Consider the following 26,987-nt stretch of genomic DNA (forward strand, 5'->3'; position numbering starts at 1 on the left):
CTCTGTTACTTTATCACCCCCAGCTCTTTGCCCACCTTTATGAAGGCATCTATAGCGGTATCCAGGTGGTGACGGTCGTGGCCGGCCGATATCTGTACGCGAATGCGCGCCTGGCCCTTGGCTACCACAGGGTAGAAGAAACCTATCACATAGATACCCTCATCCAGCATGCGGGCGGCGAACTTTTGTGCCACCACTGCATCGTACAGCATTATCGGGGCTATGGCATGTGTACCGGGTTTGATATCGAAACCGGCATCGGTCATGCGCTTGCGGAAATAGAGGGTGTTCTCCTCCAGTTTGTCGCGCAGGGCTGTGGTCTCGCTCAGCATATCCAGCACGGCTATGGTAGCGCCCACTATAGATGGGGCCAGTGAGTTGGAGAACAGGTATGGCCTGCTACGCTGGCGCAGCATTTCTATTATCTCTTTCTTACCGCTGGTAAAGCCGCCCGATGCGCCACCAAGGGCCTTGCCCATGGTACCGGTAATGATGTCTATACGGCCCATAACACCGCACAGCTCATGCACGCCCCTGCCGGTAGCGCCCATAAAGCCCGATGAATGGCTTTCATCTATCATCACCAGGGCATCGTACTTATCAGCCAGGTCGCATATCTTATCTAGCTGGGCTATGGTACCATCCATAGAGAATACGGAGTCTGTAACGATGAGGCGGGTACGGGCATCCATATTTGCCTGTAGCTGTGCCTCCAGGTCGGCCATATCGTTGTGCTTGTACCTGCCGCGGCGGGCCTTGCACAGGCGCACACCATCTATGATAGAGGCATGGTTCAGCTCGTCCGATATAATGGCATCCTGCTCTCCCAGCAGGGGCTCGAACACGCCGCCATTGGCATCGAAGCAGGCCACATACAGTATGGTGTCCTCGGTACCCAGGAAGCGGGCCAGTTTTTCTTCCAGCTCTTTATGTATATCCTGCGTGCCGCAGATGAAGCGTACAGAGCTCATGCCAAAGCCGCGCTCGTCGGTAGTGCGGTGAGCGGCCTCTATGACACGGGGATGAGAGGAAAGACCAAGGTAGTTGTTGGCGCAGAAATTGAGCACGGTGCGGCCGTTCACGGTTATCTCGGCACCCTGTACCGAAGATATAACGCGCTCTTTCTTGTACAGGCCTGCGTCGGTTATCTCCTGCAGTTCTTGCTGCAGGCGTGCGTAAAATGAAGGACTTGACATAGATGTTTGTTATGTGGCTATGAGGGAACGATGCCCCCGCATTATTGTTTCGTAAGTGTGGCCACGCAGGTCTCTGCAAAGCCGAGCGGTGTGGTAGAAGCAGTATAGGTGATGGTGATGGTATTGCCCGATATGGTGCCCGCACCACTCAGGTTGGTACCATTGCCAATGTGCTGCTGCGGTATGTACACAGAATCTTTGGCGCAGTTGATGATCATGTGGGTAGATGTGGCAGAGCCATAGCCGCCTAGGTTGGTGATATCCAGCTCGTTAGCCGCGCCTGTGGTAGCGGCAGTGGCCGTGTAGGTAACATTGCGGTTGGTACAGCCGTTGGCGCCGCTATATGTGCCCTGCAGCACCGATGCACAGTCGGCAGAGATAACGGTGAGGTTTATGGTCTGCACCTTGGGTGTAGTGCCGGGCGCAGTGGTGGTGATGGTGATGGGGTATGTCTTGTGCGCGGCATTGGTAGTGAGGAAAACGAAATCGGCCACGAAGGTGGGCAGCCTGCGGAAGGTGTCCTCTACCAGCTGCACGTCGGCCGGAAGGCCGGTGATAGAGATGGTGACGCTATCGCGGGAGAAACCGCCCAGGTATTTTACCAGCAGGGAGAGCTTGTAGGCGCCCTGGTCGGGTATGTATATATCGCTTATGGGTTTGTTCTGTGCGGTCTCTACCGAATAAGATACCGGCTCTTTGGGGGCATTCTTGTGGCAGGACGCTACCACAGCACCCACTGCCAGCAGAAACAATAGAACTTTTCTCATACTTTATTTTTAAAGTGGAAAGATACATTCAAATCAGTAAAGATCATAGCCATTTCACTTTTTCTGCCAGCGGGCGGTTGCGCACACCTTCTTTGGCAGGTTCGTCGGTATGACCGAGGAATATGAGGCCCAGCACCACATCTTCGGCACCCAGGCCCAGGTATTGCTTCAGGGCCTCGGTATGCGTCATACCGCCGGTACTCCAGAAGGACGCTATGCCCATGGCAGTAGCGCCCAGCAGCATGTTCTGCACGGCGGCCGATGCTGCGGCCACCTCTTCTATAACGGGTATCTTGGGGTTGGCGCCGCGTACCATGGCAGCTATTATGAGGTGCGAAGCCTTATCTACATTATGCTCCAGCTTCTGCAGGGTCAGTTCCTGCCGCTTGTCATCGGGGGTATTGTTCCAGTATAGCTGTGCATGCTCGCGACCAAAAGTGGTCTTTGCCTCGCCGCCGTATACAAAGAACTTCCAGGGCTCGGTGCGGCCATGGGTAGGGGCCCAGTCGGCCAGTACCAGCAGGTCGCTTATGACGTTGTCGGGTATCACCTGGCCATTCATCTTTGCCCAGCCTGTAGAGCGCCTTTCGCGGATGGTGGCGCTGACCTGATCGTATCTTTCGTTGTTCATGTGGGGCAAAGGTAAGGCCAGGCAACAAAAAAGCCACAGTGCGGATACACAGCGGCTTTTGATAATATTTAAAAAATGGCGTTACTGTGCCAGTAGTTGCTTTACCGTCTCGGAGATGGCCTTGCCATCGGCCTTGCCGGCCAGTTGTTTGCTGGCCACGCCCATTACCTTGCCCATATCGGCGGGTGTTTTGGCGCCTACCTGCTCCATTATGGCCTGCAGTTCTTTCTTTAGTTCGTCTGCGCTCATTTGCTGCGGCAGGAATTTCTCTATTATAGCCAGCTCTTCGCGTTCTTTATCGGCAAGGTCTTTACGGCCCTGCTTGTCGAAGATGTCTATAGAGTCGCGGCGCTGCTTGGCCAGCTTCTGTAGCATCTTTAGCTCGGTGGCCTCGTTTATCTCGCCATTGGCGCCCTCGGCGGTCTTTTCTATGATGATGGCGGCCTTTATGGCACGCAGGGTACGCAGGGCGGCCTCGTCTTTGGCACGCATAGCGTTCTTCAGCTCGTCCATTATTTTTGCTTCCAGTGACATACGCTTTCGAAAATTAAAAAGTAAAAATAAAAAATAAAAATAAGCCCCTGTTCTACAGCCTCTAGCCTTTTTCAGCGCTTTCCATGGCATCGCCTGCCTTTTTCATAAATGTCTTGGCAAATGCCTTCATTTCATCGGCCAGCTCGGTATTGCGGGTGGCACGGGCATAGGTATCGGCCATACCGAAGAGGGTCTGGAAGAAGAAATCGTTCATTTCGTCCACCATCATCTTGCTGGTCCAGAGGTCTATGCGCAGGGCAGAGCGCTCATCGCCATCCCACAGGCCCAGTAGTATGGCCTTGGCCTTCTGCCACTCGGGCACGCCGCCATCGGGGGCCATCCACTCTATCTTTTCGGGCATCTTGTCTTCGGCAAGCTCTATCTGTATGTTTATGTTCGATCTCATATGGTTGGTAAAAGTGGGGCAAAAGTACAGGAAATAGAGAGAATAACGGACGGGATACCAACTTGTACAAAGCGCTGGCAGTTATGTAATTTAACTGGTCAGGCAATGAAAAATAATGATATTTGCACCCAATTCCGATAGTACATGAAACTAAAACAGGCATTCTGGGTCATACTTCTGATATTTCTGGGTCTTTTTTTCAGACGGCACGATGGCTTCCTTCATGCGCAGATATATGCCGAGGACGGGCCTATATTCCTGGCGCAGTATATGGAAAAGGGCTGGGCCTCGCTGATAACCCCCTATGCCGGCTACCTGCATACCATACCCAGGCTCATAGCACTGCTGTGGGGTACGCTGGGCGTAGACCTGGAAGTGCTGCCTACCTTTTATAACCTTAGCTACTTCGGGCTGTGCGTACTGATAGGGCTGGAGCTGCTGAAGAGCGCCCGCCAACTGGAAATGAAACACAAGATACTGTTCGCGAGCATCTTTCCCTTTGTACCTGTGGGCCCCGAGATGTTCATGAACATAACGAACAGCATATGGGTCACATCGCTCTACCTGGTGAACTTCCTCTTTGTGGGGTACAAGTACTATGAGGCAGAGAACAGGAAATGGCTGAAGCTGATATGCATAATGCTGGTATCGCTTACCGGGCCTTTCTCGCTGCTGCTGAGCCCTGTGGCAGCGCTTATCATATTCCTGGAGCGCAAGACCATGACCATGAAAAGGCTGGTACCCATGGGGCTGATAATGGTGTGCGGGCTGGTGCAGTTCATGCTCATCCGGTCTTCGCCGCACAACAGGGCCATACCCGGCGACCCTGAGCCCCACCACCTGGTGCGGCTGATAAAGTACAATATGGCCGACCTGATATACTCGCGCAACAACCTGCTGCCGTCCATAGGAGAAAAGGAACTGTCTATACTGCTGCTGAGCCTTTTTGCCTTCATCGTGTACATGCTGTTCAGGCATTACAGGCGGATAACGGCCGACCGCAAATATGTACTGGTACTGGCGCCCATCATGTTCCTGGCCAGCTTTATAGCTGTGTTCTGGCCCATGGAGACCAAGGTACTGGCCTTTGGCTGCCCGCGCTACTATTTCGTGCCTTATACATGCGCCGCCTGGATCTTCATACTGGGGGCAGACAGTATAATGCGGATAAAGGATATAGTGGTGTATTTCATCTACTTCCTGTTCCATGCCAATAGCATGCGCTTCAACTATGAGGACAAGAAATGGAAGGAGCAGATGAGAGAGTACAAAGCAGGTAAGCGGGAAGAGATAGACATACACCCTGAAGGATGGAAATTCAGGCTGCCACCTTATAAAGGCAGGTAAAGAAAGACAATGCGTGGCCACTGCTGAGATGGCCGAAACCCACGACCCGAAACCCAGGACTATGTCAGGCAGTTATCTGAACAGACTAAAGACCCCACTTTGGTATATAGCCATAGCGCTACCTATGCTGGTATGCACATACCTTGTATGGAGGTATGCCACCAATATGCCCCGCCAGGACGACTATGATGCCATACTGGACTTCACGCTCTCTTACCAGCGTGCCGACCTGCCCACGCGCGTAGACCTGCTGCTGAAACAACATAATGAGCACAGGATAGTGTTATCGAGGCTCATGTTCGTGCTTTACTACAAGACATTCGGGGTCATCAACTTCAGGCATATCATGATGCTGAGTGGCGTGGTGCTATCGCTGCTGTTCCTGAATATAGCATGGTTCGTGAAGAAGGCCATACCAGAGCACTGGATGCCATGCGTACTGGTGACAAGTATGTGTGTGTTCGACCTGAACAGCTACGAGAACATGGTCTTTGCCATGGCAGGTATACAGAACTTTGGTGTGATACTGGCATTTACCGGCAGTATGCTGTTCTATAGCATGAAGAACCGATGGGCATTGGCAGGGGCCATGCCGCTACAGGTGCTATGCATCCTATCTAGCGGCAACGGCATCCTGGGCGCTGCTATCCTCATTCTATATACCATATATACAAGGGACAAGGTGAAAATGGCTGCCGCAGCGACCTCACTTGTGCTGGGCGTGCTGGTGTATTATCATGAGTATGTGAAGCTGCAGACAGGGGCGTTCACGCTGGACCCCACGAAATTCGTACCCTATTTCTTACAGACATTGGGCGCACACTTCGACAGGGGCCGCGGTATATGGGGCGGTGCCATCCTTGTTGCATTGCTGCTATGGACGGTGCCTATAGGTAAAAGGCTGAGAATAGCGCCGGAGGTGCTGCCACTGGTATGCCTGGGGTTGTTCGTATTCGCGTCTGTAGGTGTTACATCCATCTTCAGGGGCAATGTACCCATGTGGACCCCCACGGCTAGCAGGTATTGCATATATTCTCACCTGGCCACACTGCTGGGGTACGTCTTCCTGGTGATATATGTAAGGAACTGGAAGTATACAGGCCCCATGGCAGTAGTACTGATAGTAGGCCTGTTCTTTTTTTATAACTGGAACATGAAAGACGGCAAATACGGTATGCAGGCCTTCCGCGAAGACCTGACACTGGTACCCTACCAATACCCCGACCCCATAAGGGCAAAACAGGTGACCGATGAGACCTGCAAAGAGAACATATACTGCATAGAACAACACCGGGCCGATAAGATGCCCGGCCTGTTCGGGGAAAAGGAAGAGAAAAAGAACTAAGAAAAAGGAGCCGCGATCACGGCTCCTTTTTTAATGAAGTATATGGGCGGATCTTACTTTACCCTTACCACCACAAAACTGTAGCCCTGCGGGTGGCGGGTGAGGGGTATACCCAGCAGGGTGCGCACATCGGTAGTGCGCCAGTCCTCCAGTATCTCGCTGCGGCTCAGGATAGATGCGGGCAGTGCGTTATAGGCCTGGTTCAGCACTATTATATCTCCCGGCTTTATGTAGCGCTCATCTAGCTGGTGTACCCGGTAGGGGTCGTCGTAGAGGGCCCAGAGGTTGAAGGAGGTGTAGCATTTGCCGTACTTATTTTCCACTTCCATCAGCTTGCTTTTGGCAGCATCGTAGGTCTTGCCATCGGCCTCGTTGTCTGCGAACAGTAGGAATGTGCGCAGGAAAATGAGACCACCGCCAATGAATGTAAGCATAAGCGAGGGCAGCACAAGGGCATTGTACCTGCTGCCAGAGAACCTGTGATGGTTGAGCAGCAGGATGAGCAGGATGACATAGATATACTGCGTGGCATTGTATACGGTAGGCGAGGTATGCAGCACGAACTTCAGCATGCCCGCTACGATGGCCAGGTGAAGCGCAGCTATTACCAGCTTATTGAACATGCCCACGGCCGGAAGGCTGCTGCGGAGGTACAGATACCAGTAGCGCATACCGGCGAGGAAAATGATAAGAAAACCGAAGTTGAACGGGCTGAGTACCCAATAGTAGGTGAACAGGCCGATGCTCCTTGCCGTGCGTGCGAACAGTACCTGCGAATGGCGCGATATACCCTGAACGGTAGCCATGAAGCCATTGGGACTGGCCTCCATAATAAGATAGGAAACGAGCAGGACGGCTATGCCACGCACGGCATTTACCCATACCGAACGCCCGGGTGCTGCTGCTCCAAGGAACTCTGCTATGAGGAAGAAGAGGAAGGCAAAATAGAAACCGGTGATCTGCGAGGTGAGGAGGAGGGCGAAAATGAGTACCAGCAGGCCGTTATAGAGCCAGGTATTCATTTTGGCACGGTGGTGGTAGAGCAGGTAGAGCAGCAGGGACAGCGGGGCTGTGAGCTGCTCCGGTCTACCCAGTGTAGGCAGGGAATAGGTAGCCAGGTAGGGAATGGATAGCAGTATGGTAGCGGTGAGGAGCTTGTTATTGCCATCGATACCGCTGCCGAGGATGGTGCGCCTGTAGAGCAGGAGGGCCATAATGGTGAGCAGGGCGCACACCACAAAGAGGGTCTTGATGCCGGGTACTGCAGCCACAAAAAAGCCCAGGAACCATGTATAGAAGGGCACATAATAATTGTACCGGAGGGTACCCGTGGCATCGGTAAGGGAACTGAGGTAATAGATAGGATTGGCGAGGCCCCTGCCCTGGCCGAAGGTGAGAGAGGGCGGAAGAAAGGAGGAAGAATCGGTACCCGGTATGGGAAATACCCTGACGGCATACGCTATGAATATGATAGCGACCAGTAATATAACGGCCAGGGTACTGTATCTGATCTTGCTCATGTGCTGCTGAAGTAGGAGGGGTATGGCAGAACAAAAGTAATATTGTTAGCGGCAAGTATAGAATGGAAGGGTGCTATAGTGGCTTTGTCTTTATATTATTTCATCATGTCTCTGTATGTACATAAGGTTTTGAGCAGCTATATGATACATTCATTAAAACTGGAATAAAATTCTTTTAGGAAAGGTTTTCCATGTATTTTTGCACACCAAATAAAGAACGTGAATAATATTTCCATCCTTGTGACAGGTGGCTGCGGTTTTGTAGGCTCCAACCTGTCCCTCATGCTCAAGGAAAAGTATCCTTCCTATACTATAGTGGCGCTGGACAACCTGAAACGCCGCGGATCGGAGCTGAACCTGCCAAAGCTGAAGGCGGCCGGCATAGAATTCATACACGGCGATATACGCAACCGCGAGGACCTGGAAATGGACCGCGATTTCGACTTCATCATAGACGCAGCGGCAGAGCCATCGGTAATGGCAGGTATGGGCGCCATGCTCAGCTATGTGATAAACACCAACCTCACAGGTACCATCAATACTCTGGAACTGGCCGCGCGCAGCAAGGCAAAGTTCATATTCCTGTCTACAAGCAGGGTGTACCCCATATCGTACCTGGAGGATATAAAATATACCGAGAACACTACCCGCTTCGACCTGCCTGATGGCCAGGTGATACCGGGCGTGAGCAGCAAGGGTATAGCCGAGAACTTTCCGCTGGACAAGGCGCGGTCGGTATACGGCTCTACAAAACTGGCATCAGAATTGCTGATAGAGGAGTTCAGGGAATTCTTCGACGTGAACTATGTGATAAACCGCTGTGGGGTGATAGCCGGTCCGCACCAGATGGGCAAAGTGGACCAGGGTGTGATGACCCTGTGGGTGGCCCGCCACTACTGGGGCCGCGATGTGGCCTACTTTGGCTATGGCGGCACGGGCAAGCAAGTACGCGACGCCCTGCACATCTTCGACCTCTTCGACCTTGTGGACCACGAGATACACAACTTCGACCAGGTGAACGGCAAGACAATGAACGCGGGCGGCGGCCTGGCATCGAGCGTATCGCTGCAGGAACTGACGGCCATATGTGCCGAGGTGACCGGCAATAAGGTAGGCGCCTCATCGGTGATGGAGAACCGCAAGGGCGATATACCCCTGTACATAACCGACAATACGCGCATAACAGAGGTGACCGGCTGGACCCCCAAACGCAACGTAAGGGACATAGTGACAGACACCTTTAACTGGATACACAAGAACGAACAACAACTAAAACCTATATTAAACGCATAAGAGATGAATATTGCTATCGTCAGCGGCTCTAACGGGCTCATAGGCAGCGAAAGCGTCAGCTTTCTTTCTGATAAGATGGACCTTGTCATAGGTATAGACAACGACCAGAGGGCCTATTTCTTCGGCCCGTCGGCATCTACAAAGTGGAACAAGGAAGTGCTGGAAAGCAAGTACAGCAACTACAAGGCCCACAACGTGGACATACGCGACTATGCAAGCCTGGAGACCATCTTCAAGCAGTATGGCAATGACATAAAGATAGTGGTGCATACGGCCGCGCAGCCCAGCCACGACTGGGCGGCAAAGGAGCCTATCACCGACTTCACCATCAATGCGAACGGTACGCTGAACTTCCTGGAACTGACACGCCTGCACTGCCCCAAGGCGGTATTCATATTCACCAGCACCAACAAGGTATATGGCGATACGCCCAACTTCCTGCCGCTGGTAGAGCTGGAAAAGAGGTGGGAAATAGACGAAAGCCATCCCTACTTCAAAGAAGGTATAGATGAGGCGATGAGCATAGACAACTCGAAGCACTCGGTATTCGGTGCATCGAAGGTGGCAGCCGATGTGATGGTACAGGAGTATGGCAAGTATTTCGACATGAACACGGCGGTGTTCCGCGGCGGCTGCCTCACAGGCCCACAGCACTCAGGCGCGCAACTGCACGGCTTCCTGTCTTACCTGATGAAGTGCGCTATAACCGGCGATCACTACACCATATTCGGCTACAAAGGCAAGCAGGTACGCGACAACATACACGCCTGGGACCTCGTGAACATGTTCTGGCACTTCTACCAGAACCCACAGCCCGGCGGGCAGGTATATAACGCAGGCGGTGGCCGCTTCAGCAACTGCTCTATGCTGGAAGCTATAGAGATATGCGAGAAGATAACCGGCAATAAGATGAACTACAGCTATACCGATGGCAACCGTTCGGGCGACCATATCTGGTACATATCCGACCTTACGAAGTTCCGCCAGCACTACCCCACATGGGAGTACAAATATTCGCTGGATGTGACCATGGAGCAGATATTCGAGAACATGAAAGCAAGGGTATAAGTTCCAAAGTTCAGATCCCAAATTCCAAATAGTAAATTTCAAATTCAAATTCTATCATCAGGCATGAAGCTAAGTGTTGTGATACCGGCCTATAACGAGGCGCTGAATCTGCCCGATACGCTGAATGCGTTCCATACAGAGCTGCGTGCCCATAATATAGACCACGAGCTGCTGGTGATAAACGACAACTCGAAGGATAATACCATAGAGGTGATAACCGAGCTGCAGAAGACCATTCCTACACTGCGCACCATCTTTAATACCCCGCCGCACAATGGCTTTGGGTATGCGATACGCAAGGGACTGGAGAATTTCAGCGGCGACTGTGTGGCCATCGTCATGGCCGATATGAGCGATAGCCCGGCAGATCTGGTGAAGTTCTACAACACATGGATGGAGAAGAAAGTGGACTGTGTATTTGGCGACAGGTGGAGCAAGGGTGGCAGGGTGATAGACTACCCCAAGAACAAGCTGTACCTGAACCGCTTTGTGAACCGCATGATCAGTATCGTCTTCCGCCTGCGGTACAGGGATACCACCAATGCCTTCAAGCTCTACAGCCGCCAGTGCATGGAAGGGCTGAAGCCTTTTATGTCGCCCCACTTCAATCTGACGGTAGAGCTGCCGCTGAAGGCCATAGTACGCGGCTACTCATTTGCAGTAGTGCCCAACTCGTGGCAGAACCGCAAGCATGGCACATCTAACCTGAAGATAAGGGAGATGGGCAGCCGCTACTTCTTTATAGTACTGTACTGCCTCATAGAGAAGTTCTTCAGCCGTGGCGATTTCAAAAAGAAATGGTAACTGATACCGAAAATACATTGCAGGGCAGCCCGGAACGGCTGCCCTGCTTTTTTACCTCCTTTAATGTTTTCTTAATTTTTGGTGAAGCGGAAACATGCATGTAATTGTGATAGTATATTTGAATAGCTTATCCCTAAAAACTACCTGAACACATGAAAAACACATTACTCACCACCATCGCCATTGCCTGCTGTATGGCAGCATCATGTACCCGGGAGGTACCCTGCGATACGCCTCCGCTAAATGGGTTCACCTTTATCAGCAGCGCGGGCGAGATAACCGATACGGGCGCCTATGTAGAGCGTTTCCTGCAGGGAACGAGGTTCAAGGAAGGCCCGTTGGGCTACCGGCGAGACCCACTGAAAGGCGATGCCCACCGCAAACACTTCATAGCCGATGCATCGGTGCCCACGCAGGACTGGCGCATAACGCTGCTGCCATCAGGCAGGCAGTACCTGATAGAGGACATAAGAGTGAACCAGCGCAAAACCACCATACAGAAAAGCCTCTTTACCCCGGCCGATGACGATGTACGCTGCCTGAACACCTATTACTACACACGCGACTCGAACATCACAGTGGCCACCGGCGATATACAGGATGGCGGGCTGGAAATAGCGTATTGAGCTACATGATGTTATAAGATATTTTTATAGTGGTGTGACAGAGTGAGATCGCATTATATGTTATATTTGCTATCGTGAGAGTGTTGAGCTTTATCCTGGCCTTAATGGTACTTATGCTGTCGGTGCAGCAACCTGTGTGCGCAATGAGCGCATCGGCAGGCGAATGCTGCAGCGTGGACGGCTGTGCCACCGGGCAGAAAGAGGATGCAGGCGACCATCACGATAAGGAGTGCAGCAGCATCTGCAATCCGTTCCAGTCTTGCGGGTGCTGCGCCTTCAGCGTAGTGGTGCCACAGCAGATATCCTTTATTCCTACTGTACATACAGAGATGCCCCGTATGCAATGGGGCACATTCATAGCCGGCATAGCCGAAGAGCCTGTCTCGGGCTTCTGGCAACCTCCCCGGGCCTGATCGTTTCCTTTTTAAGCCCCTCCCGGCCTCCCCCAAAGGGGATGTGACGTGTAGAGATGGGCGCTACAACTATTTTACTGATCAGGTAATTCATTAAAACAATGAAAAAGACATTTGCTTTTATAGCAGCGATGGCTGCATTATTGCTATTTGCCCCTGCCACCTATGCACAGGCCGATAGCGTAAAGACCGCAGTGATAAAGGTGACCAACCTGCACTGCAACAATGATATGCCCACCATAAAGAAGCGCCTGCTGAACAATGATGGGATAGACGAGGTGACATATAGCGGTATAAACGGAGAGACCTCGGTCTTTACCATAGTATACCATACCTCTGTGACCAGCCAGGAGCAGATAGAGAAAGCTATAGAGACCACACCCGGCTGCGATGACAAGAACAGTACGCCATATAGGGTGAGGAAGGAGAACGGCCGTAAAAAGAAAGCCCATGAGTAGGATGACCATTGTGCTGCTGCTGCTGGCACATATGTGCGGCGCGCAGACGATAAAGGGCAAACTATTCGGCGAGGGGGTGCAGGGCAAGGAGATATTGCCCGGCGGCATGGTGCGCTGGCTGGGCACTGATGTGGCCACCTTTGCCAATGAGAACGGGGTCTTTGAACTGCCTGTAAGCAGCATAAAGGACCGGAGGCTGATAGCATCGAACATGGGCTTTGTGACCGATACTATAGCCGTGGGCGATAGGACGTATGTGAGCATCACCCTGCGCCGCGATGCTAAGGACCTCGGCACGGTCACCATTACCGATCGCAGTGGCGCGCGCCTGTCTACCACCAGCGTAGGGCAGACCGAGATAATAAACCAGCGCGAACTGAGCAAGGCCGCCTGCTGTGACCTGGCGGGTTGCTTCGGTACGCAGGCATCGGTGCAGCCGCAGACCACCAACATTGTCACCAATGCGCAGGAGCTACGCATACTGGGGCTATCCGGCGTGTACAACCAGGTGCTGTTCGATGGACTGCCTATGGTATATGGGCTGAATTATACCTATGGTATCAGCACCTATCCGGGTACGCTGGTCAATAGTATAATGGTATCGAAGGGTACCACATCGGTACTGCAGGGGTACGAGAGCATAAGCGGCCAGATAAACATGGAGAGCCGCCAGCCCGATAAGACCGAACGCCTGCTGCTGAACGGCTACATGAACAGCTTTGGCGAGAAACATGCCAATGCCAACCTGGCCACTGCCGTAGGCAGGAACAAGAAGTGGCATACCATGCTGTCGCTGCATACGGTGCAGCCTGCGGGCAAGGTAGATGGCAATAATGACGGCTTCCTGGACCTGCCGCTGCTGACCCGCTACATGGCGCTGAACAAGTGGCGCTATGGCAATGAGCGGGAAAAGGGCCTGTCGCTGCAGGGCATGGTGCGCGTAGTGAGCGAGCGGCGTATAGGCGGGCAGACGGGCTATGCCCCTGCTGAGAACGAAGGCAGCACCAGTATATATGGCCAATGCGTACACTATACACAGCCCGAGGCCTATGTAAAGGCAGGCTACCGTCTTTCTGACGACCATGCGGTATCGCTGGCGGCATCGGGTTTTGCGCAGCAGCAGCGGTCGTGGTTCGGTACTACAAGCTACCATGCCCGGCAGCAGAGCGGCTACCTGAACCTGCAGCACGAATGGCTGTGGCGCGAAAAACACCTGCTGAAATATGGCGCCAGCTACCGCTACCAGGAGCTGAACGAGCAGATCGCTTTCTCCGATACCTTTCTGCACAGGACCTATGCCGGCCGCTATGATACCCGCCTGCGGGTACCGGGCCTATTTGCTGAGAATACCTTTCACTGGAAGGATGAAAAGTATACCCTGATAACCGGGCTGCGGCTGGACCATCACCAGCAGTGGGGCGCATACCTTACACCCCGCAGTATGCTGAAGTATGTGATAAACGACCACCATACCCTGCGGGCATCGGCAGGTACGGGCTGGCGGCAGGTGAACCTCTTCGCAGAGCAGGTGAACCTGCTGGCAAGCTCGCGCGATGTGGTATTTGCCGAGGCATTAAAGCCTGAGCAGGCCATGAACTGGGGCGTGAGCCACAACTACCGGTTCGAGGCAGGAGATATGACAGGTGCGGTGACGGGCGACTTTTACAGCACACGCTTCAGCAACCAGTTCTTCCCCGACTATGACAGCGACCCTACCAGGGCCATCATCCGCAATTTTACGGGTGTGTCTCGGTCCAATGCGCTGCAGGTAGATGCCTCACTCACGTTCTTCAAACAGCTGGAGGTGCGTGCGGCCTATAACTACCTGTATGTATACCGCATAGAGAACGGAGGGAAGAACATGCTGCCCTTCAACCCGCGCAACAGGGCCATGGCGGCGGTATCTTATACCACGCGCAACAAGCACTGGCAGGCCGATGCCAATATGCACTGGTTCGACCGCATGCGGCTGCCCGACACCCGCAACAACCCTGTGGAGTACCGCAGACCACTGTATTCGGTACCCTATGCCAGCTACAATGTGCAGCTTACCTATAAGTGGCGCACGCTGGACGTATATGCCGGCTGCGAGAACCTGCTGAACTACCGCCAGCCCGACCCCATTATCAGCGCCACCAACCCCTTCGGCCCCTACTTCGACCTCTCCTCGGTATGGGGCCCTACTAGGGGCCGGGAGCTGTATGTGGGCGTGCGATATGCGATAAAGTGATCATTCAAGCGGTCAAAGAGTGCCGGCAAGAGGGTATCTTATCTTCTTTTGCCGGCACTTTTCATATCTACATTTGAATAAAACATATAAATAATTAGCGCGTTCGCCATATCTCCAAATCATATATCCATCCACTCGCTCATCAATCCACAACTTTCCCACATTATCATTACTTTTGTTTCCCTCATAAAAAATTTGTGTAGTGAAGCTAAAGTCGCTGGAAATAAAAGGGTTCAAATCGTTCGCCGACAAGACCCATGTGATACTGGACAATCCCATTACGGGCATTGTAGGGCCTAATGGCTGTGGCAAATCGAACATTGTTGATGCCATACGATGGGTGATAGGCGAGCATAAGATAAAGGCCCTGCGATCGGACAACCTGGAGGACCTGATCTTCAACGGATCGCGCACGCGCAATGCATCGGGCATGGCCGAGGTGTCGCTCACGTTCGAGAACACGCGCAACCTGCTGCCTACCGAGTTCACTACCGTTACCATCACCCGCAAATTCTATAAGAACGGCGAGAGCGAATACCGCCTGAACGATGTGACCTGCCGCCTGAAGGACATTCACAACCTCTTCCTCGATACCGGCGTCAGCAACGACTCCTATGCCATCATAGAACTGGGCATGGTCGATGACATCATCAAAGACAAGGACGGCAGCCGCCGCCGCATGCTGGAGCAAGCAGCGGGTATATCCATCTACAAGACACGCAAGAAAGAGGCAAAGCAAAAGCTGGAGGCCACCGAGCAGGATATATCGCGCATAGAGGACCTGCTTTTCGAGATAAGCAACAACCTGCGCACGCTGGAAAGCCAGGCCAAGAAAGCCGAGCGCTACTTCCAGGTAAAGGGAGAATATAAGGAGGTGAGCATAGAGCTGGCAAAGGCCAGCCTGGAGCACTTCAACGAGCAATACCGCACGCTGAACGAGCAGAACGATGCCGAGACCGACCGCCGTACACAACTAGAGGCTATAGTGGCCACAGAAGAGGCATCGGTAGAGCAGCAGAAGGTGAGGATGATAGAGCGGGAGCAGGAACTGAACGGACTGCAAAAACAGTTCAACGAACTGGTGAACAGGCTGCGCCAGCTGGAAAGCGATAAGAAACTGGCCGCACAGCGGCTGGAACACCTGGAAGAGCGCAGCAGGAACCTGAACGAGTTCCTGGCGGGAGCAGGCGGGCAGACGAAGCAACTGGAAGATTCGATAACATTCTCCGACAAGCAGATAGCCGAAGAGGCCACTGCACTGGATAAGATAAAGACCGAGCTGGAGACCCTGCGCGCCACCGTGGACGAGAAGCGCAAAGCATACGATGCCGGCAAGCAGGCGCTGGAGCAGATGCGCAATGAGTACCAGCAGCGCCAGCGTGGCCAGTTCGAGGCCGAGAAGAAAGTAGCTATAGCCGATACATCGGTGATGAACCTGCAACGCAGCATGCAGCAGGTGCAGGCCGAGATGGCACAGCGTGCATCGCAGATAGCACAGCTGGGCACAGAGAAGACCGATGCCGAAGACAAACTGGCAGGCAAGCAGGACGAGCTGCAGGAGCTGATAGACCGCCACGAAGAGGTGAAGGCCAGGATACTGGCCAGCCAGGAGCAGATAGAAGGGCTGCGCGCCAAACTGGTGGAAGAGAACCGCAAGCTGGACAGCCGCCGCAACGAGCACGACCTGCTGAAGAGCCTGGTGGACAGCCTGGAGGGTTATCCTGACAGTATCAAATTCCTAAAGAAGAACAAGGAGTGGGACAACAGTGCGCCACTGCTGAGCGATGTGTTCGTGGTAAAGAACGAATACCGCACCGCGCTGGAGAACGTGCTGGACAACTACCTGAACTACTATATAGTGGCCAACCCGCAGGAGGCCGCCAAGGCGGTATCGCTGCTGGACAGCAATAAAAAGGGCAAAGCCAATTTCTTCATACTGGACCACCTGGGGGCATATGAGCCTGCAACATCAGAAGCACCGGCAGGGGCCATACCCGCGCTGGATGTGGTGACGGTGGACGAGCAATATGCGGGCCTTGCCAAAAGACTGCTGGGCCATGTGTATGTGACCGAAGACGGTACCGATATAGCAGGCGCAGCATTGCAGAACGGAACGGTGCTGGTAGCCCGGTCGGGCAAGATGGTACGCGGCAAGTATACGCTGGGCGGCGGATCGGTGGGCCTCTTCGAGGGCAACAAGATAGGCCGCGCCAAGAACCTGGAGCGACTGGCAAAGGAGATACAGGAACTGACGGCCACTACCGCAGCGCTGAAACAGCAGATATCGGACACACAGACACTGATAGCAGGCTTCAATACAGAACTGAACGACAAGGCCATAGAGCAGGGCCGCCGCGATGTGAACACCCTGCAGAACCATATAGTGAACCTGGGCCACAGGATAGAGAACTTCGAACACCTGAACCAGAACGGCGACAAGCGCCTGGCCGAGATACAGGATCAGCTGGATGCTACACACGAAAGCATACAGGATACGCGCGATGCGCTGGAAGCAATAACGAGCGAGCTGCACGGGCTGCAAGAGAAGATACAGGGCGCAGAAGAGGAGTTCCGCAAGGTAGAGCAGGCATTCAACGATGCCACCCGCCAGTACAACGACCAGAACCTGGCCGTAGCGCGCCAGCAGAGCAAGCTGGACAACCTGAAGCAGGAACTGCAGTTCCGTACCAACCAACTGGCCGACCTGAACCGCCAGGTGACCACCAATACCGAGCAACTGCAGCAGGTAAGCGCACAACTGGAAGAGACAGGCAAAACCCTGCACAGCGGCGATAATGAGCTGTATGAGCTACTGAGCCGTAAGGAGACCGAAGAGAAGGAGCTGAACGAAAAGGACCGCGCCTACTACGAGATGCGCAATACCATAAGCGCCCAGGAAAGCAACCTGAACCAGAAACGCCGCGAGAAAGACCATGCCGAGACCCTGCTGAACAGCATAAAGGACAAGCTGAGCAGCATGAAGCTGCAGGTGGCAGGCATGAGCGAAAGGCTGGCCATAGAGTTCAAGGTGCAGCTGGACGATATACTGGACCAGCCGCGTACCGGTGAGCTGAGCATAGAAGAGCTGACGGCCGATGCCGAGAAGATGAAGAAACGGCTGGAGAACATGGGCGAGGTGAACCCTACTGCCATAGAGGCCTTCGGCGAAATGAAGGTGCGCCACGACTTCATAGTAGAGCAGAGAGACGACCTGGTGAATGCCAAAGACTCGCTGCTGTCTACCATAGAAGAGGTAGAGAATACCGCCAACAGCAAGTTTCGCGAGACATTCGATATGGTACGGGAGAACTTCATACAGGTGTTCAAGGCCCTCTTCACGGCCGAGGACAACTGTGACCTGCGCCTTACCGACCCCGACAATATAGCCGACAGCGGCATAGAGATATACGCACAGCCCAAGGGCAAGAAGCCGAGCACCCTTACCCAGCTATCGGGAGGGGAGAAGACGCTTACGTCTACGGCCTTCCTGTTCGCCATATACCTCATAAAGCCTGCGCCCTTCTGTATACTGGATGAGGTGGACGCGCCGCTGGACGATGCCAACGTGGGCAAATTCACGCAGATGATCCGCAAGTTCTCAGACAATTCGCAGTTCATCATCGTTACCCACAACAAGCAGACCATGGCCGCAGTGGATGTGATATATGGTGTGACCATGCAGGAGCCCGGTGTGAGCAAGTTGGTGCCTGTCGATTTCCGCAGCCTCAATTAAAAGAATTGTGAGCTATTGCCGGCACTGCCCTGTTTTCGCGGGGCAGTATCGGCAATTATGAGTAATTTTGAGTTTGCCGTATAGTGTACGTCCCCTTTAGCATTTACGGCACATGAAAAGGAGTTTTTAGAGTGGGCCTACATATTATCTTTCTTATACTGCATGTTTTTGTCGGCACCATTAACGACCCGGTACTGGTATCGATAATGCTCATCGTTCACTCCATGACCACTATAGCCGTATCGGCGGCGGCGGGGCGTAAGATAAACGTGATATCGGCATTTGCGGCAGGGGTGGTCATCATCACACTGGGTAATGCCAGCTTTGCTTCCAAAGTGGTGAAGCACGGGGTCGATTCGAGCTCCATGTATTACTATGTCTCTGCCCCGCATCTCAATGAGGCCGCCCTTGTGTGGTCTGTGGGGTGTTCGTTCATCTTCATAGGTTACGAGATGTTCGCCAAGCGGTCATTTCCCAGTCTTTCCATAATAGTCGATAGCCCCAGGGCGCTCCGCAATATCTTTTGGGTATCTATAGGGCTTTGTATGCTCAGGCTATCGGGTACTTTCATCGACCTCAACTTCATATCGGGCGGTGTTCAGAAACTGTTCGCCCTGTCCAGTATCATGAGCGTACTGCTTTTTGCCAGGCTATGGGGCAAGCAGGGCACGCTGCTCTACCGCAATTACGCCATGGGCATATGTGCTGCACTGGCCACAGTGGCGCTCTTCCAGGGCTTTCTGCGTATCGACCTTGCCACGCCCTTCATCGTGTTCTTTGGCGGGTACTTCATAGGCCTGGGCAGTATACGTTACCTGTTCAGCTACCGGGTCATACCTATGGCGGTGGTGGTCATCGCGTTCTCTACGGTATTCGGCAACCTGGGTGCAAACAGGTCGCACTTTATCGACACATTCACCAATCCTGTAGAAGAAGTGGCGCCATCCTATACTATCTCATCCACGCAGAACTCTGACCGAAACAGCCTTCTTATCAGGGGAGGTAACATCGCCCAGATATCTAACGTGTGCAAGCTGGTAGAGCGCAATGGCCACTATAATGGAGAGGCATCCGCACCACTGATATTTGCCTTCATCCCCAGGGTGCTGTGGCCCGAAAAACCCACTATCGAGATAGGTGCATGGTTCGCGCTGGAGATAGGTGTTGCCGCTATATCGGCACAGACGGGCAGGGCCAACAACTCCATCAACATGTCCATACCGGGCCAGTTCTTTCTCGATTTCGGGTGGATAGGCGTGGCATTGGGCTGTCTCTTCTTTGGCGCGGTACTGGCCATGTTCTGGAACGCTGCCGAATTCAATGGATCGCCCTATAATGTGATGGGTGTGCTGTGGGGCGGCTACCTGCTTTTCTATGCCATACTGGGTATCGGCGCCGACCTGCAGATATTCATTACCTTCTGCTCTACCTATCTTACTATATTTATCGTGAAAAAAATATACACATCGCTGTATGCGCATTCTCAACGTAGGCCCGCTATGGAGGGGTAGCAATGCCGGCGGGCTGTTCCGGGCGTTCTCACGCGCAGGGGCCTTTATAGAAGTGGTGGACGAGTTCTACCATGTGAGCCTGCGCACCAGCAACCGCACCATCAAGACGATGGAGCGTTTTCTGCGCCCCATGCAGGTGCGCGAGTTCAATACCACCATCCGCAAAAGCATAGACACTTTTCAGCCGGGTGTGCTGCTGGTGTATAAGGGCGTTTTCGTATTGCCCGAAACACTGCGCTATGCGCAAGAGAAAGGTTGCCGCACGGTGCTCTTCTACCCCGATGTGAGCACGACCGCGCACGGGCCGCACATACCCGCATCCATACCCGTATACGATACCATTTTCACCACCAAGACCTTCGGCATACGCGATATGCAGGAGCAGTACAAGGTAAAGAACGCCATGTTCATCCCCCATGGCTTCGACCCCGATATACATAGGCCGTTCATCGCCATTGGCCCCGAAGAGCGGGCCATATTCAGTTGCGATGCCTCCTTCATAGGTACATGGTCTCCGAAGAAAGAGCAGTGGCTCACACACCTGGTACACAAGGTGCCCGGCATAAAGCTGAAGGTATGGGGCGACCAGTGGCACAGGGTCACAGACCCTGCCCTGCGCGCGTGCGTACAGGGCAAGCCCATAGTAGGTGACCTGTATGCCCTGGCCATACAATGTTCTACCATAAACCTGGGCATACTGTCTGAGAAGATAGCGGGCTCCTCATCGGGCGATCTCATCACCTCCCGCACCTTTCATATACCCGGGGCATCGGGCTTCATGCTGCACGAGCGGAATGAAGAATCTGTACTATATTACCGGGAAGAAGAGGAGGCGGCATTCTTTGACGGGCCCGAGGAAATGGCAGCACAAGTGCAGCGCTACCTAGCCGATGGTGCGGCAAGGGAAAGCATAAGAATAGCCGGACACAAGAGGGCCATGGCAGAGCATTCGCTGGATGCGCGCGCGGCCTTCATCATCGATCATCTTTCTAAGCATTAACGCCCCGGCCACAATGGATAAGTACAAAAAGATCATTTACGACAACTACATCAGCAATCATAACAAGAACCTGTATGGCGAGATGTCGCTGGAACGTATAAAGGCATATGCCCCCGCGCTGAACCACTACTACTGCAGGCACCTGCCCGCCGACAAGCAGGCGCGTATACTGGACATAGGCTGCGGCGATGGCAACTTCGTATGGCATATACAGCAGCTGGGCTATGCGAACGCGGCAGGTATAGATGTATCGGCAGAGCAGATAGAGAAAGGCCGCAGTATGGGCATCAGGAACCTGCACTGTGGCGACCTTATCACCTTTCTTCGCGAAAGCAAGGACAAGTATGATGCCATAATAGCGAAGGATGTGATAGAGCACTTCACCCGCGATGAGGTCTTCGAGATACTGATAGAGATAAGCCGTGTACTACGAGAGGGAGGCACCTTCATCATGCAGGTGCCCAACGGACAGGGATTTTTCTATACCTCTATTTTCTACGGCGACTACACGCACGAGATGGCCTATACCGAAAGCTCCATTCGCCAGGTGATGCTGAACACGGGCTTCTCTGATGTGAGCTGCTACCCTACCGGGCCCGTACCGCACGGCCTTACTTCTACCGTTCGCTATGTGCTGTGGAAATTCATGGTGTGGAAGCTGAAATTCTGGAAGATGGTAGAGACCGGCAGCCCGCGCGGCATCTTCACACAGAACATCATAGGGGTGGCTCGTAAGTAGCGCCCTCACCGGCAGCCTGCTGCTGCATGAAATGCTCGTAAGCCGCACGCCAGCCTTTCCATTCCTCATCGGTACCCAGGGAAAAATTGTGAAACACCGTGATAAGCGTACTGCCGGTGCGCTGCAGTATGCGGCACATGGCATCGAGCTTTTCAAAGGCCTGCGCAGCAGTATGACCGGCCTCGTAATGGGCGGTGCTATCCATGAAACAGAAGGGGTGTATACGCAGTGTGGTAACAGCCTCATGCTCTATATCGTACCACAGGAAGGAGCTGCCCGTGCCTGCGCGAAAACCCAGGTGCGAGCCATAGCCCATACTATGATCGTCGGCTATATTGTTGTGCAGCAGCATGCGGTAGGTATGCGGCAGCACTGCGCGTATATAGTGCTGGCGCGATATGGTGGTGCTGCGCCCGGCCACCTGTTCCAGCGTAGACTTTTCGCGGTGCAGGGTATCGCCCTGCTGCGAATAGTAGGACGGGTGTATACCTATGCTGCCATCGCGCATCAGGTTCTTTATGATGCGCACCATGGCCGGGTGCGTGGGGTGTATGTTCTTATCGAACCGGGTAGTGCGTGTGGCAGACAGCACAAAGTAGAGCGGTGAGAAACCGTACTCCTTATGCAATTGCCGCAGCCAGCGAAAGGAGTCGTAGGGATCTTTCTGTTTTTTCTTCAGTACCTGTGTGCGCAGGCTTATCTGCCTGATGTCTATACGCAGCAGGGCGCGTATATAGGCGCCCGCTATGCGCCGTACACCCTTGTACAGGTGCGAGTAGGCCATGTCTATATCGTAGGTAGGACGAAAGGTGAAGGGCTGTGCCGGCAGGTCTTTCTTCCATGTCTCCTGCATCAGCAGGTATATGGCATGCGCCCATTCATCTACTACCGGCCTGTGCAGTATACCCTGCCTGTGCAGTATGCTGGCCGTAGCGGGGTAGCGCCCATGCTTATCGGGCGTGTAGGGGCCGTACTCTTCGTACCGCGACAGCAGGTAGAACATGGCCGACAGCGCATCGAACGGCAGGGTATACCCTTTATCGCCGGTGGCATAGAGGGTGGGTATATTGTGCCATGTGCCGGTGGCGGGGTCCTCGGCCGCTGTACCTGTACGCGTAAGCAGGCCCGCCGCAGGTATGGATATGCTGCCGGGAAGTGCTTCTCCGTAAGATATGATGCAGGCATGCCCTTCGGCATCGCGCCTGTTGTGTACCATACGATACCGTAGCTGCCATCGCTCCCTCATCAGCCAGTCCAGCACATATGCCAGGCGCGGGCTGCTATGGGGGCTATATACAACTATGGTTTCCATGCGCGTTTATTTAGTGTTTCGTTCTTTCCACATCTTGTTGAAGGAACGCTCTGCGAAATGCAGGCCGGAGCGGTGTTTTGCCCATGTGTCTTTGAACATGCTGTTCACCACCTTGTTCTTTATGCCGGTGCCTGCGGCATTCAGTATGGTGCGGCTGAGCATGGCACGCTCCCACAGGGCCCATACCACATGCTCTTTAAAGCCGTTGAGGTTCTGCTCTACCGCTATCTTGCGGTTCTCCAGCAGCATCTCGTGTATGTTTATCTTCAGCGGGCATACCTCTGTGCAATTGCCGCACAGGCTCGATGCATAGCTGAGGTGCTTGTACTCGTTCATGCCCGCCATATGTGGCGATACCACGCTGCCTATGGGGCCACTATAGGTAGTGCCATATGCATGCCCGCCTATGTTCTTGTACACCGGGCAGGCATTGAGGCAGGAGCCGCAGCGTATACAGTACATGCTTTCGCGCACCTCTTTGCGCAGCAGGCCGGTACGGCCATTGTCCAGCAGTATCACATACATCTCGTCGGGGCCATCGGTCTCCTTGTCCTTGCGGGGGCCGGTGAATATGCTGTTGTACACCGTTACCTGCTGGCCTGTGCCATAGGTGGCCAGCAACGGCCAGAACAGTGGCAGATCGTTGATGGATGGCAGCATCTTCTCTATGCCCACTATAGCTATGTGCGTGCGGGGGAAAGCGCTGCAGAGGCGGCCGTTGCCCTCGTTCTCGGTAACGCATACGCCACCCACATCGGCCAGCAGGAAGTTGCCGCCGGTGATGCCCACCTGTGCTGCCGTGTACTTGCTGCGCAGGTTGTGCCGTGCCACCATGGTTATCTCCGAAGGGGTGAGGTTGGGGTCGGTACCCAGCTTGTCGTGGAAAAGGCGTGCCACATCCTCCTTGCTCTTGTGCATGGCGGGCGTCACTATATGGTAGGGCGGTTCGCCATCGAGCTGCTGAATGTACTCGCCCAGGTCGGTCTCTACCGATGATATGCCGTTCTGCTCCAGGAAGTGATTGAGGTGTATCTCCTCGGTCACCATCGATTTGGCCTTTACCACCTGCGTGGTGTTCTTTTCGCGGCATATCTGCAGTATGGCCTGCTGTGCCTCTTCTATGGTCTCGGCCCATATGAGCCTGCCGCCATTGGCCGTGAATTTTTTCTCGAACTGCTCCAGGTATACATCCAGTTGTTCTATGGTCTTCCACTTTATGTTCTTGGCTTTCTGGCGGGCCAGTTCCAGCTCGGTGAACTGGCGCTTGCCTTTCACTACGCTGTCGTTGTACTTCTGTATGTTGAAAGCCACCTTGCGCTTGTGCTCAAGGTCGCCTGCTTTTACCTCGCTTTTCGCGAGAAATATGTTGTGCTGATCGGCCATTTATACAAAAAAATAAAAAGTACAGCGAAGGTACACACATGCTGCTATCTGTGCAGTGGCGCAGATACATATCGGAGGGGCTTATACAAACCTACAAAATATAATGAATTCCTGGTAGTGCCTGTGATATGGAAAATGATGAGGGGCATCACATAGGATCCACATCAAAAGCTACCTGCACACTTGTGTAGCCTTTGGTGGCTGTGATGTGCTGGCGCTGGGCCTTCAGGAAGGTGCGCAGGGAGTCTATGAGCTTATTATCGCGGGGGCATTTTATCCATATCTCGCGTATGTATAAGTTGCGCACACGCGGTATGATGGCAGGCCCCGGGCCTTGTACCACTATGCCCGGCACGGTGGCCAGGCCATCGGCCATCATCTGCGCGGCGGCGGCGGCCTTCTCTTCCTGCGCATGGCGAAAGAGTATGCGAATGATGCGGCTATAAGGGGGGTAGAAAAAATGCTCGCGGTTCTTTATCTCGTTGCGGTAAAAGGCGGCCACATCGTGGTCGCGCACCCACTTCAGCACGGGGTGCTGTGTGTTGTATGCCTGTATGAGCATGGTACCATTGCCATCGGCACGACCGGCACGACCGCTCACCTGCTCCATCAGTTGAAATGCCCGCTCGTTCACCCGGAAGTCGGGGAAGGTGAGCAGGCTGTCTGCACTGATGACACCCACAAGAGATACGGCCTCGAGGTCCAGCCCCTTTACCACCATCTGGGTACCTACCAGTATATCTACCTTGCGTTTCTCCAGCTTGCCAAAGAGCTCCGATATGCTGTTCTTCCCTCTCATGCTGTCCACATCCATGCGGGCCACACGGGCATCGGGGAAGGTCTGCTGTATCTCTTCCTCTATCTTCTGCGTGCCATAGGTCTTGCCGGCTATGCCCTCGCTGCCGCAGTAAGGGCAGGCATGCATCACCGGGGCCTTGAAGCCGCAGTAGTGGCAGTGCAGCTTATCGGTACTCTTATGATAGGTGAGCGACACATCGCAGTTGCGGCACTTGGGCGTCCACCCGCAACTGGTACACATCATGAAGGGCACATAGCCCCGCCTGTTCTGGAAGAGTATCACCTGCCGCCTTTGCTGCAGGGCGCTCTTTATGGCATCTATCAGCTCGGGGGTGAGCAGCTTTATACCGATGCCCTTTACCACCGCCAGCGACCGCGCATCTATCACCTGTATCTGTGGCAGGGCAGCGCCCTGGTAGCGTTCCTTCAGCGGCACATAGGCATACTTGGCCTGTTGCACATTGTATAGCGACTCTACCGATGGCGTGGCCGATCCCAGTATCACCCTGGCATTGTGCATGGCCGCCATGTATATGGCCGCATCCCGGGCATGGAAGCGCGGTGCGGGGTCGCGCTGCTTGTACGATGGGTCGTGTTCCTCGTCCACTATTATCAGGCCCACATCGCTATAGGGCAGCCACAGTGTCGATCGTGGCCCTGCCACCACCTTGTAGGTGCCACGGCGCACTTTCTCCCATATCTCTACCCGCTCGTTGTTGCTGAAGTGCGAGTGGTATACACCCAGCTCGCTACCAAAGTAGGAGAGCAGCCTGCGCACCAGTTGGGTAGTAAGGGCTATCTCCGGCAGCAGCAGTATGGCCTGCCTGCCTGCTGCCAGGCATTCCAGTATCTTGCTTACATAGAGCAGTGTTTTGCCACTGCCGGTAACACCGTGCAGCAGGCATACGTTCTTTTCTTCCAGCCCCTTGTTCAGGGCATCATAGGCGGCCTGCTGAGCGGAGGTAAAGGTTATCTCCTGCGCCGTGACCCCGGCATTATCGGGCAGGCGGTCCACATTCTGCTCCTGCACTATGAATATACCTTTATCGGTAAGGGCCTTTAGCTGCGCTGCCGATGCCTGCGCGCGCTCCAATAGCTCCTGCTGTTTTACTATGCCGTGCTGTTTCCTGTTCAGCTCGGTATAGGCCATCAGTAATTGTAACTGTTTGGGTGCGCGTGATAGCTGGTCGAAGAGCTTTACCAGTTCTTTTTCTTCGCTGTAAATGTCAGCCAGTCGTACCACCTTTTCGCGGCGGGGCTTGTAGTCGCTTTCCAGTGCCTCGTTTATGGCGACAGCCTCTTTTTCCAGCAGCTCGCTCAGGGCTGCGGCAAAGCCATAGGTGCCTACTATCTCGCGCAGCTCGCTTATCGTTAGCTCCTGGCGGCTTCGCAGTGCCTCGGCAGCCTTGTGGGCAGCATCGCTCCAGTCATATATTATGCTATCATCGCCGGCCCATTGCAGGCGGGTCTCGCCGGCCAGTTTCATGTGAGCAGGCAGTGCGGCCTGCATCACCTCGCCGGGCGCGGCCATATAGTAGTTGGCCACCCACCGCCAGAACTGCAGTTGCTTTTCGGTGACCACCGGCTGCTCATCTATGATGGCGCGTATAGGGCGCACCTGGTAGGCCTGTGGCTTTTCGTGGTGCAGGCGCTCTACTATGGCCGCGTACTGCTTGTTCTTGCCCAGCGCTACCTCTACCCGCATACCCACCCGTAGGCGGTGGTGCAGGTCTACAGGCACCCCATATGTGAGTACCTGTGGCAGGTTGAGCGGCAAAATAACATCGGCGAACATGGGCGTACAGCAAAGTAACTGCATTATGCCAGAGCAGCAAAGAACGGCTGCGCAACCTCGGCATATATCTTTACTTTT

At 53.9% G+C, this 26,987-nt stretch carries 22 protein-coding genes; 13 read left to right on the plus strand and 9 right to left on the minus strand.

Features of this window, described 5'->3' with window-relative positions:
• Window positions 1-5: 5 nt before the first annotated feature.
• The 5 genes from kbl to gldC all read right to left on the minus strand — a co-directional run bounded on the left by kbl (window position 6) and on the right by gldC (window position 3,534).
• On the minus strand, window positions 6-1,196 hold the full coding sequence (kbl, locus tag ABD843_RS06795) for a glycine C-acetyltransferase (RefSeq protein WP_345080480.1): 1,191 nt from the start codon (window positions 1,194-1,196) through the stop codon (window positions 6-8).
• Window positions 1,197-1,237: 41 nt separating this feature from the next.
• The gene (locus ABD843_RS06800; protein WP_345080484.1) at window positions 1,238-1,963 is read right to left on the minus strand and encodes a hypothetical protein; all 726 of its coding nucleotides are present in this window, start codon (window positions 1,961-1,963) and stop codon (window positions 1,238-1,240) included.
• A 43-nt stretch (window positions 1,964-2,006) separates the two neighbouring features.
• Entirely contained in the window at window positions 2,007-2,594 is a 588-nt protein-coding gene (locus ABD843_RS06805) for a nitroreductase family protein (protein WP_345080487.1), read from the minus strand.
• Between the two features lie 81 nt (window positions 2,595-2,675).
• A complete protein-coding gene (locus ABD843_RS06810) occupies window positions 2,676-3,128 on the minus strand; it encodes a GatB/YqeY domain-containing protein (RefSeq protein WP_345080491.1) in 453 nt (150 codons plus the stop codon).
• A gap of 61 nt (window positions 3,129-3,189) precedes the next feature.
• Window positions 3,190-3,534, minus strand: a complete 345-nt coding sequence (gldC, locus tag ABD843_RS06815; RefSeq protein WP_345080494.1) for a gliding motility protein GldC — start codon at window positions 3,532-3,534, stop codon at window positions 3,190-3,192.
• Window positions 3,535-3,678: 144 nt separating this feature from the next.
• On the opposite strand from gldC, the gene ABD843_RS06820 reads away from it, so the two are divergent.
• Window positions 3,679-4,881, plus strand: a complete 1,203-nt coding sequence (locus ABD843_RS06820) for a hypothetical protein (RefSeq protein ID WP_345080497.1) — start codon at window positions 3,679-3,681, stop codon at window positions 4,879-4,881.
• Between the two features lie 61 nt (window positions 4,882-4,942).
• Window positions 4,943-6,226 carry a hypothetical protein gene (locus tag ABD843_RS06825; RefSeq protein WP_345080499.1) on the plus strand — a complete coding sequence of 428 codons (1,284 nt, stop codon included), beginning with the start codon at window positions 4,943-4,945 and terminating at the stop codon, window positions 6,224-6,226.
• 53 nt (window positions 6,227-6,279) lie between these two features.
• Here ABD843_RS06825 and ABD843_RS06830 read toward each other — a convergent pair whose 3' ends face one another.
• A complete protein-coding gene (locus ABD843_RS06830) occupies window positions 6,280-7,746 on the minus strand; it encodes a hypothetical protein (protein WP_345080503.1) in 1,467 nt (488 codons plus the stop codon).
• 219 nt (window positions 7,747-7,965) lie between these two features.
• Between ABD843_RS06830 and ABD843_RS06835 the strand changes: the two genes are divergently transcribed.
• From ABD843_RS06835 to ABD843_RS06885, 11 genes are all read left to right on the plus strand, one after another.
• Window positions 7,966-9,039 carry an NAD-dependent epimerase/dehydratase family protein gene (locus tag ABD843_RS06835; protein WP_345080506.1) on the plus strand — a complete coding sequence of 358 codons (1,074 nt, stop codon included), beginning with the start codon at window positions 7,966-7,968 and terminating at the stop codon, window positions 9,037-9,039.
• Between the two features lie 3 nt (window positions 9,040-9,042).
• Window positions 9,043-10,107, plus strand: a complete 1,065-nt coding sequence (locus tag ABD843_RS06840) for an NAD-dependent epimerase/dehydratase family protein (protein WP_345080510.1) — start codon at window positions 9,043-9,045, stop codon at window positions 10,105-10,107.
• A gap of 63 nt (window positions 10,108-10,170) precedes the next feature.
• Window positions 10,171-10,911, plus strand: coding sequence for a glycosyltransferase family 2 protein (locus tag ABD843_RS06845; protein ID WP_345080513.1), 741 nt, complete (start codon window positions 10,171-10,173; stop codon window positions 10,909-10,911).
• A 152-nt stretch (window positions 10,912-11,063) separates the two neighbouring features.
• Window positions 11,064-11,537: a hypothetical protein gene (locus ABD843_RS06850; RefSeq protein WP_345080516.1), complete on the plus strand. Its 474-nt coding sequence runs from the start codon at window positions 11,064-11,066 to the stop codon at window positions 11,535-11,537.
• A gap of 104 nt (window positions 11,538-11,641) precedes the next feature.
• Window positions 11,642-11,950 (plus strand): hypothetical protein, encoded by a 309-nt coding sequence (locus ABD843_RS06855; protein WP_345080519.1) that lies wholly within the window; start codon window positions 11,642-11,644, stop codon window positions 11,948-11,950.
• Between the two features lie 101 nt (window positions 11,951-12,051).
• A complete protein-coding gene (locus ABD843_RS06860; RefSeq protein WP_345080522.1) occupies window positions 12,052-12,408 on the plus strand; it encodes a heavy-metal-associated domain-containing protein in 357 nt (118 codons plus the stop codon).
• Window positions 12,401-14,638 carry a TonB-dependent receptor gene (locus ABD843_RS06865; protein WP_345080525.1) on the plus strand — a complete coding sequence of 746 codons (2,238 nt, stop codon included), beginning with the start codon at window positions 12,401-12,403 and terminating at the stop codon, window positions 14,636-14,638. The genes ABD843_RS06860 and ABD843_RS06865 overlap by 8 nt, the downstream gene beginning before the upstream one ends.
• Window positions 14,639-14,840: 202 nt before the next feature.
• On the plus strand, window positions 14,841-18,371 hold the full coding sequence (gene smc / locus ABD843_RS06870; RefSeq protein WP_345080529.1) for a chromosome segregation protein SMC: 3,531 nt from the start codon (window positions 14,841-14,843) through the stop codon (window positions 18,369-18,371).
• Between the two features lie 131 nt (window positions 18,372-18,502).
• On the plus strand, window positions 18,503-19,882 hold the full coding sequence (locus ABD843_RS06875) for a hypothetical protein (protein ID WP_345080532.1): 1,380 nt from the start codon (window positions 18,503-18,505) through the stop codon (window positions 19,880-19,882).
• A complete protein-coding gene (locus ABD843_RS06880; protein WP_345080535.1) occupies window positions 19,845-20,882 on the plus strand; it encodes a CgeB family protein in 1,038 nt (345 codons plus the stop codon). Before ABD843_RS06875 ends, ABD843_RS06880 begins: the two co-directional genes overlap by 38 nt.
• Before the next feature lie 13 nt (window positions 20,883-20,895).
• A complete protein-coding gene (locus tag ABD843_RS06885) occupies window positions 20,896-21,621 on the plus strand; it encodes a class I SAM-dependent DNA methyltransferase (protein ID WP_345080538.1) in 726 nt (241 codons plus the stop codon).
• Here ABD843_RS06885 and ABD843_RS06890 read toward each other — a convergent pair.
• The 3 genes from ABD843_RS06890 to priA form a co-directional block, all read right to left on the minus strand.
• A complete protein-coding gene (locus tag ABD843_RS06890) occupies window positions 21,599-22,933 on the minus strand; it encodes a polysaccharide deacetylase family protein (protein ID WP_345080541.1) in 1,335 nt (444 codons plus the stop codon). The genes ABD843_RS06885 and ABD843_RS06890 overlap by 23 nt on opposite strands.
• 6 nt (window positions 22,934-22,939) lie before the next feature.
• Window positions 22,940-24,316, minus strand: a complete 1,377-nt coding sequence (locus ABD843_RS06895; RefSeq protein WP_345080544.1) for a LutB/LldF family L-lactate oxidation iron-sulfur protein — start codon at window positions 24,314-24,316, stop codon at window positions 22,940-22,942.
• Window positions 24,317-24,464: 148 nt separating this feature from the next.
• Window positions 24,465-26,933, minus strand: a complete 2,469-nt coding sequence (gene priA / locus ABD843_RS06900) for a replication restart helicase PriA (protein WP_345080547.1) — start codon at window positions 26,931-26,933, stop codon at window positions 24,465-24,467.
• Window positions 26,934-26,987 lie beyond the last annotated feature (54 nt).

The organism is Nemorincola caseinilytica, from assembly GCF_039540515.1.
Classification (GTDB): domain Bacteria; phylum Bacteroidota; class Bacteroidia; order Chitinophagales; family Chitinophagaceae; genus Nemorincola; species Nemorincola caseinilytica.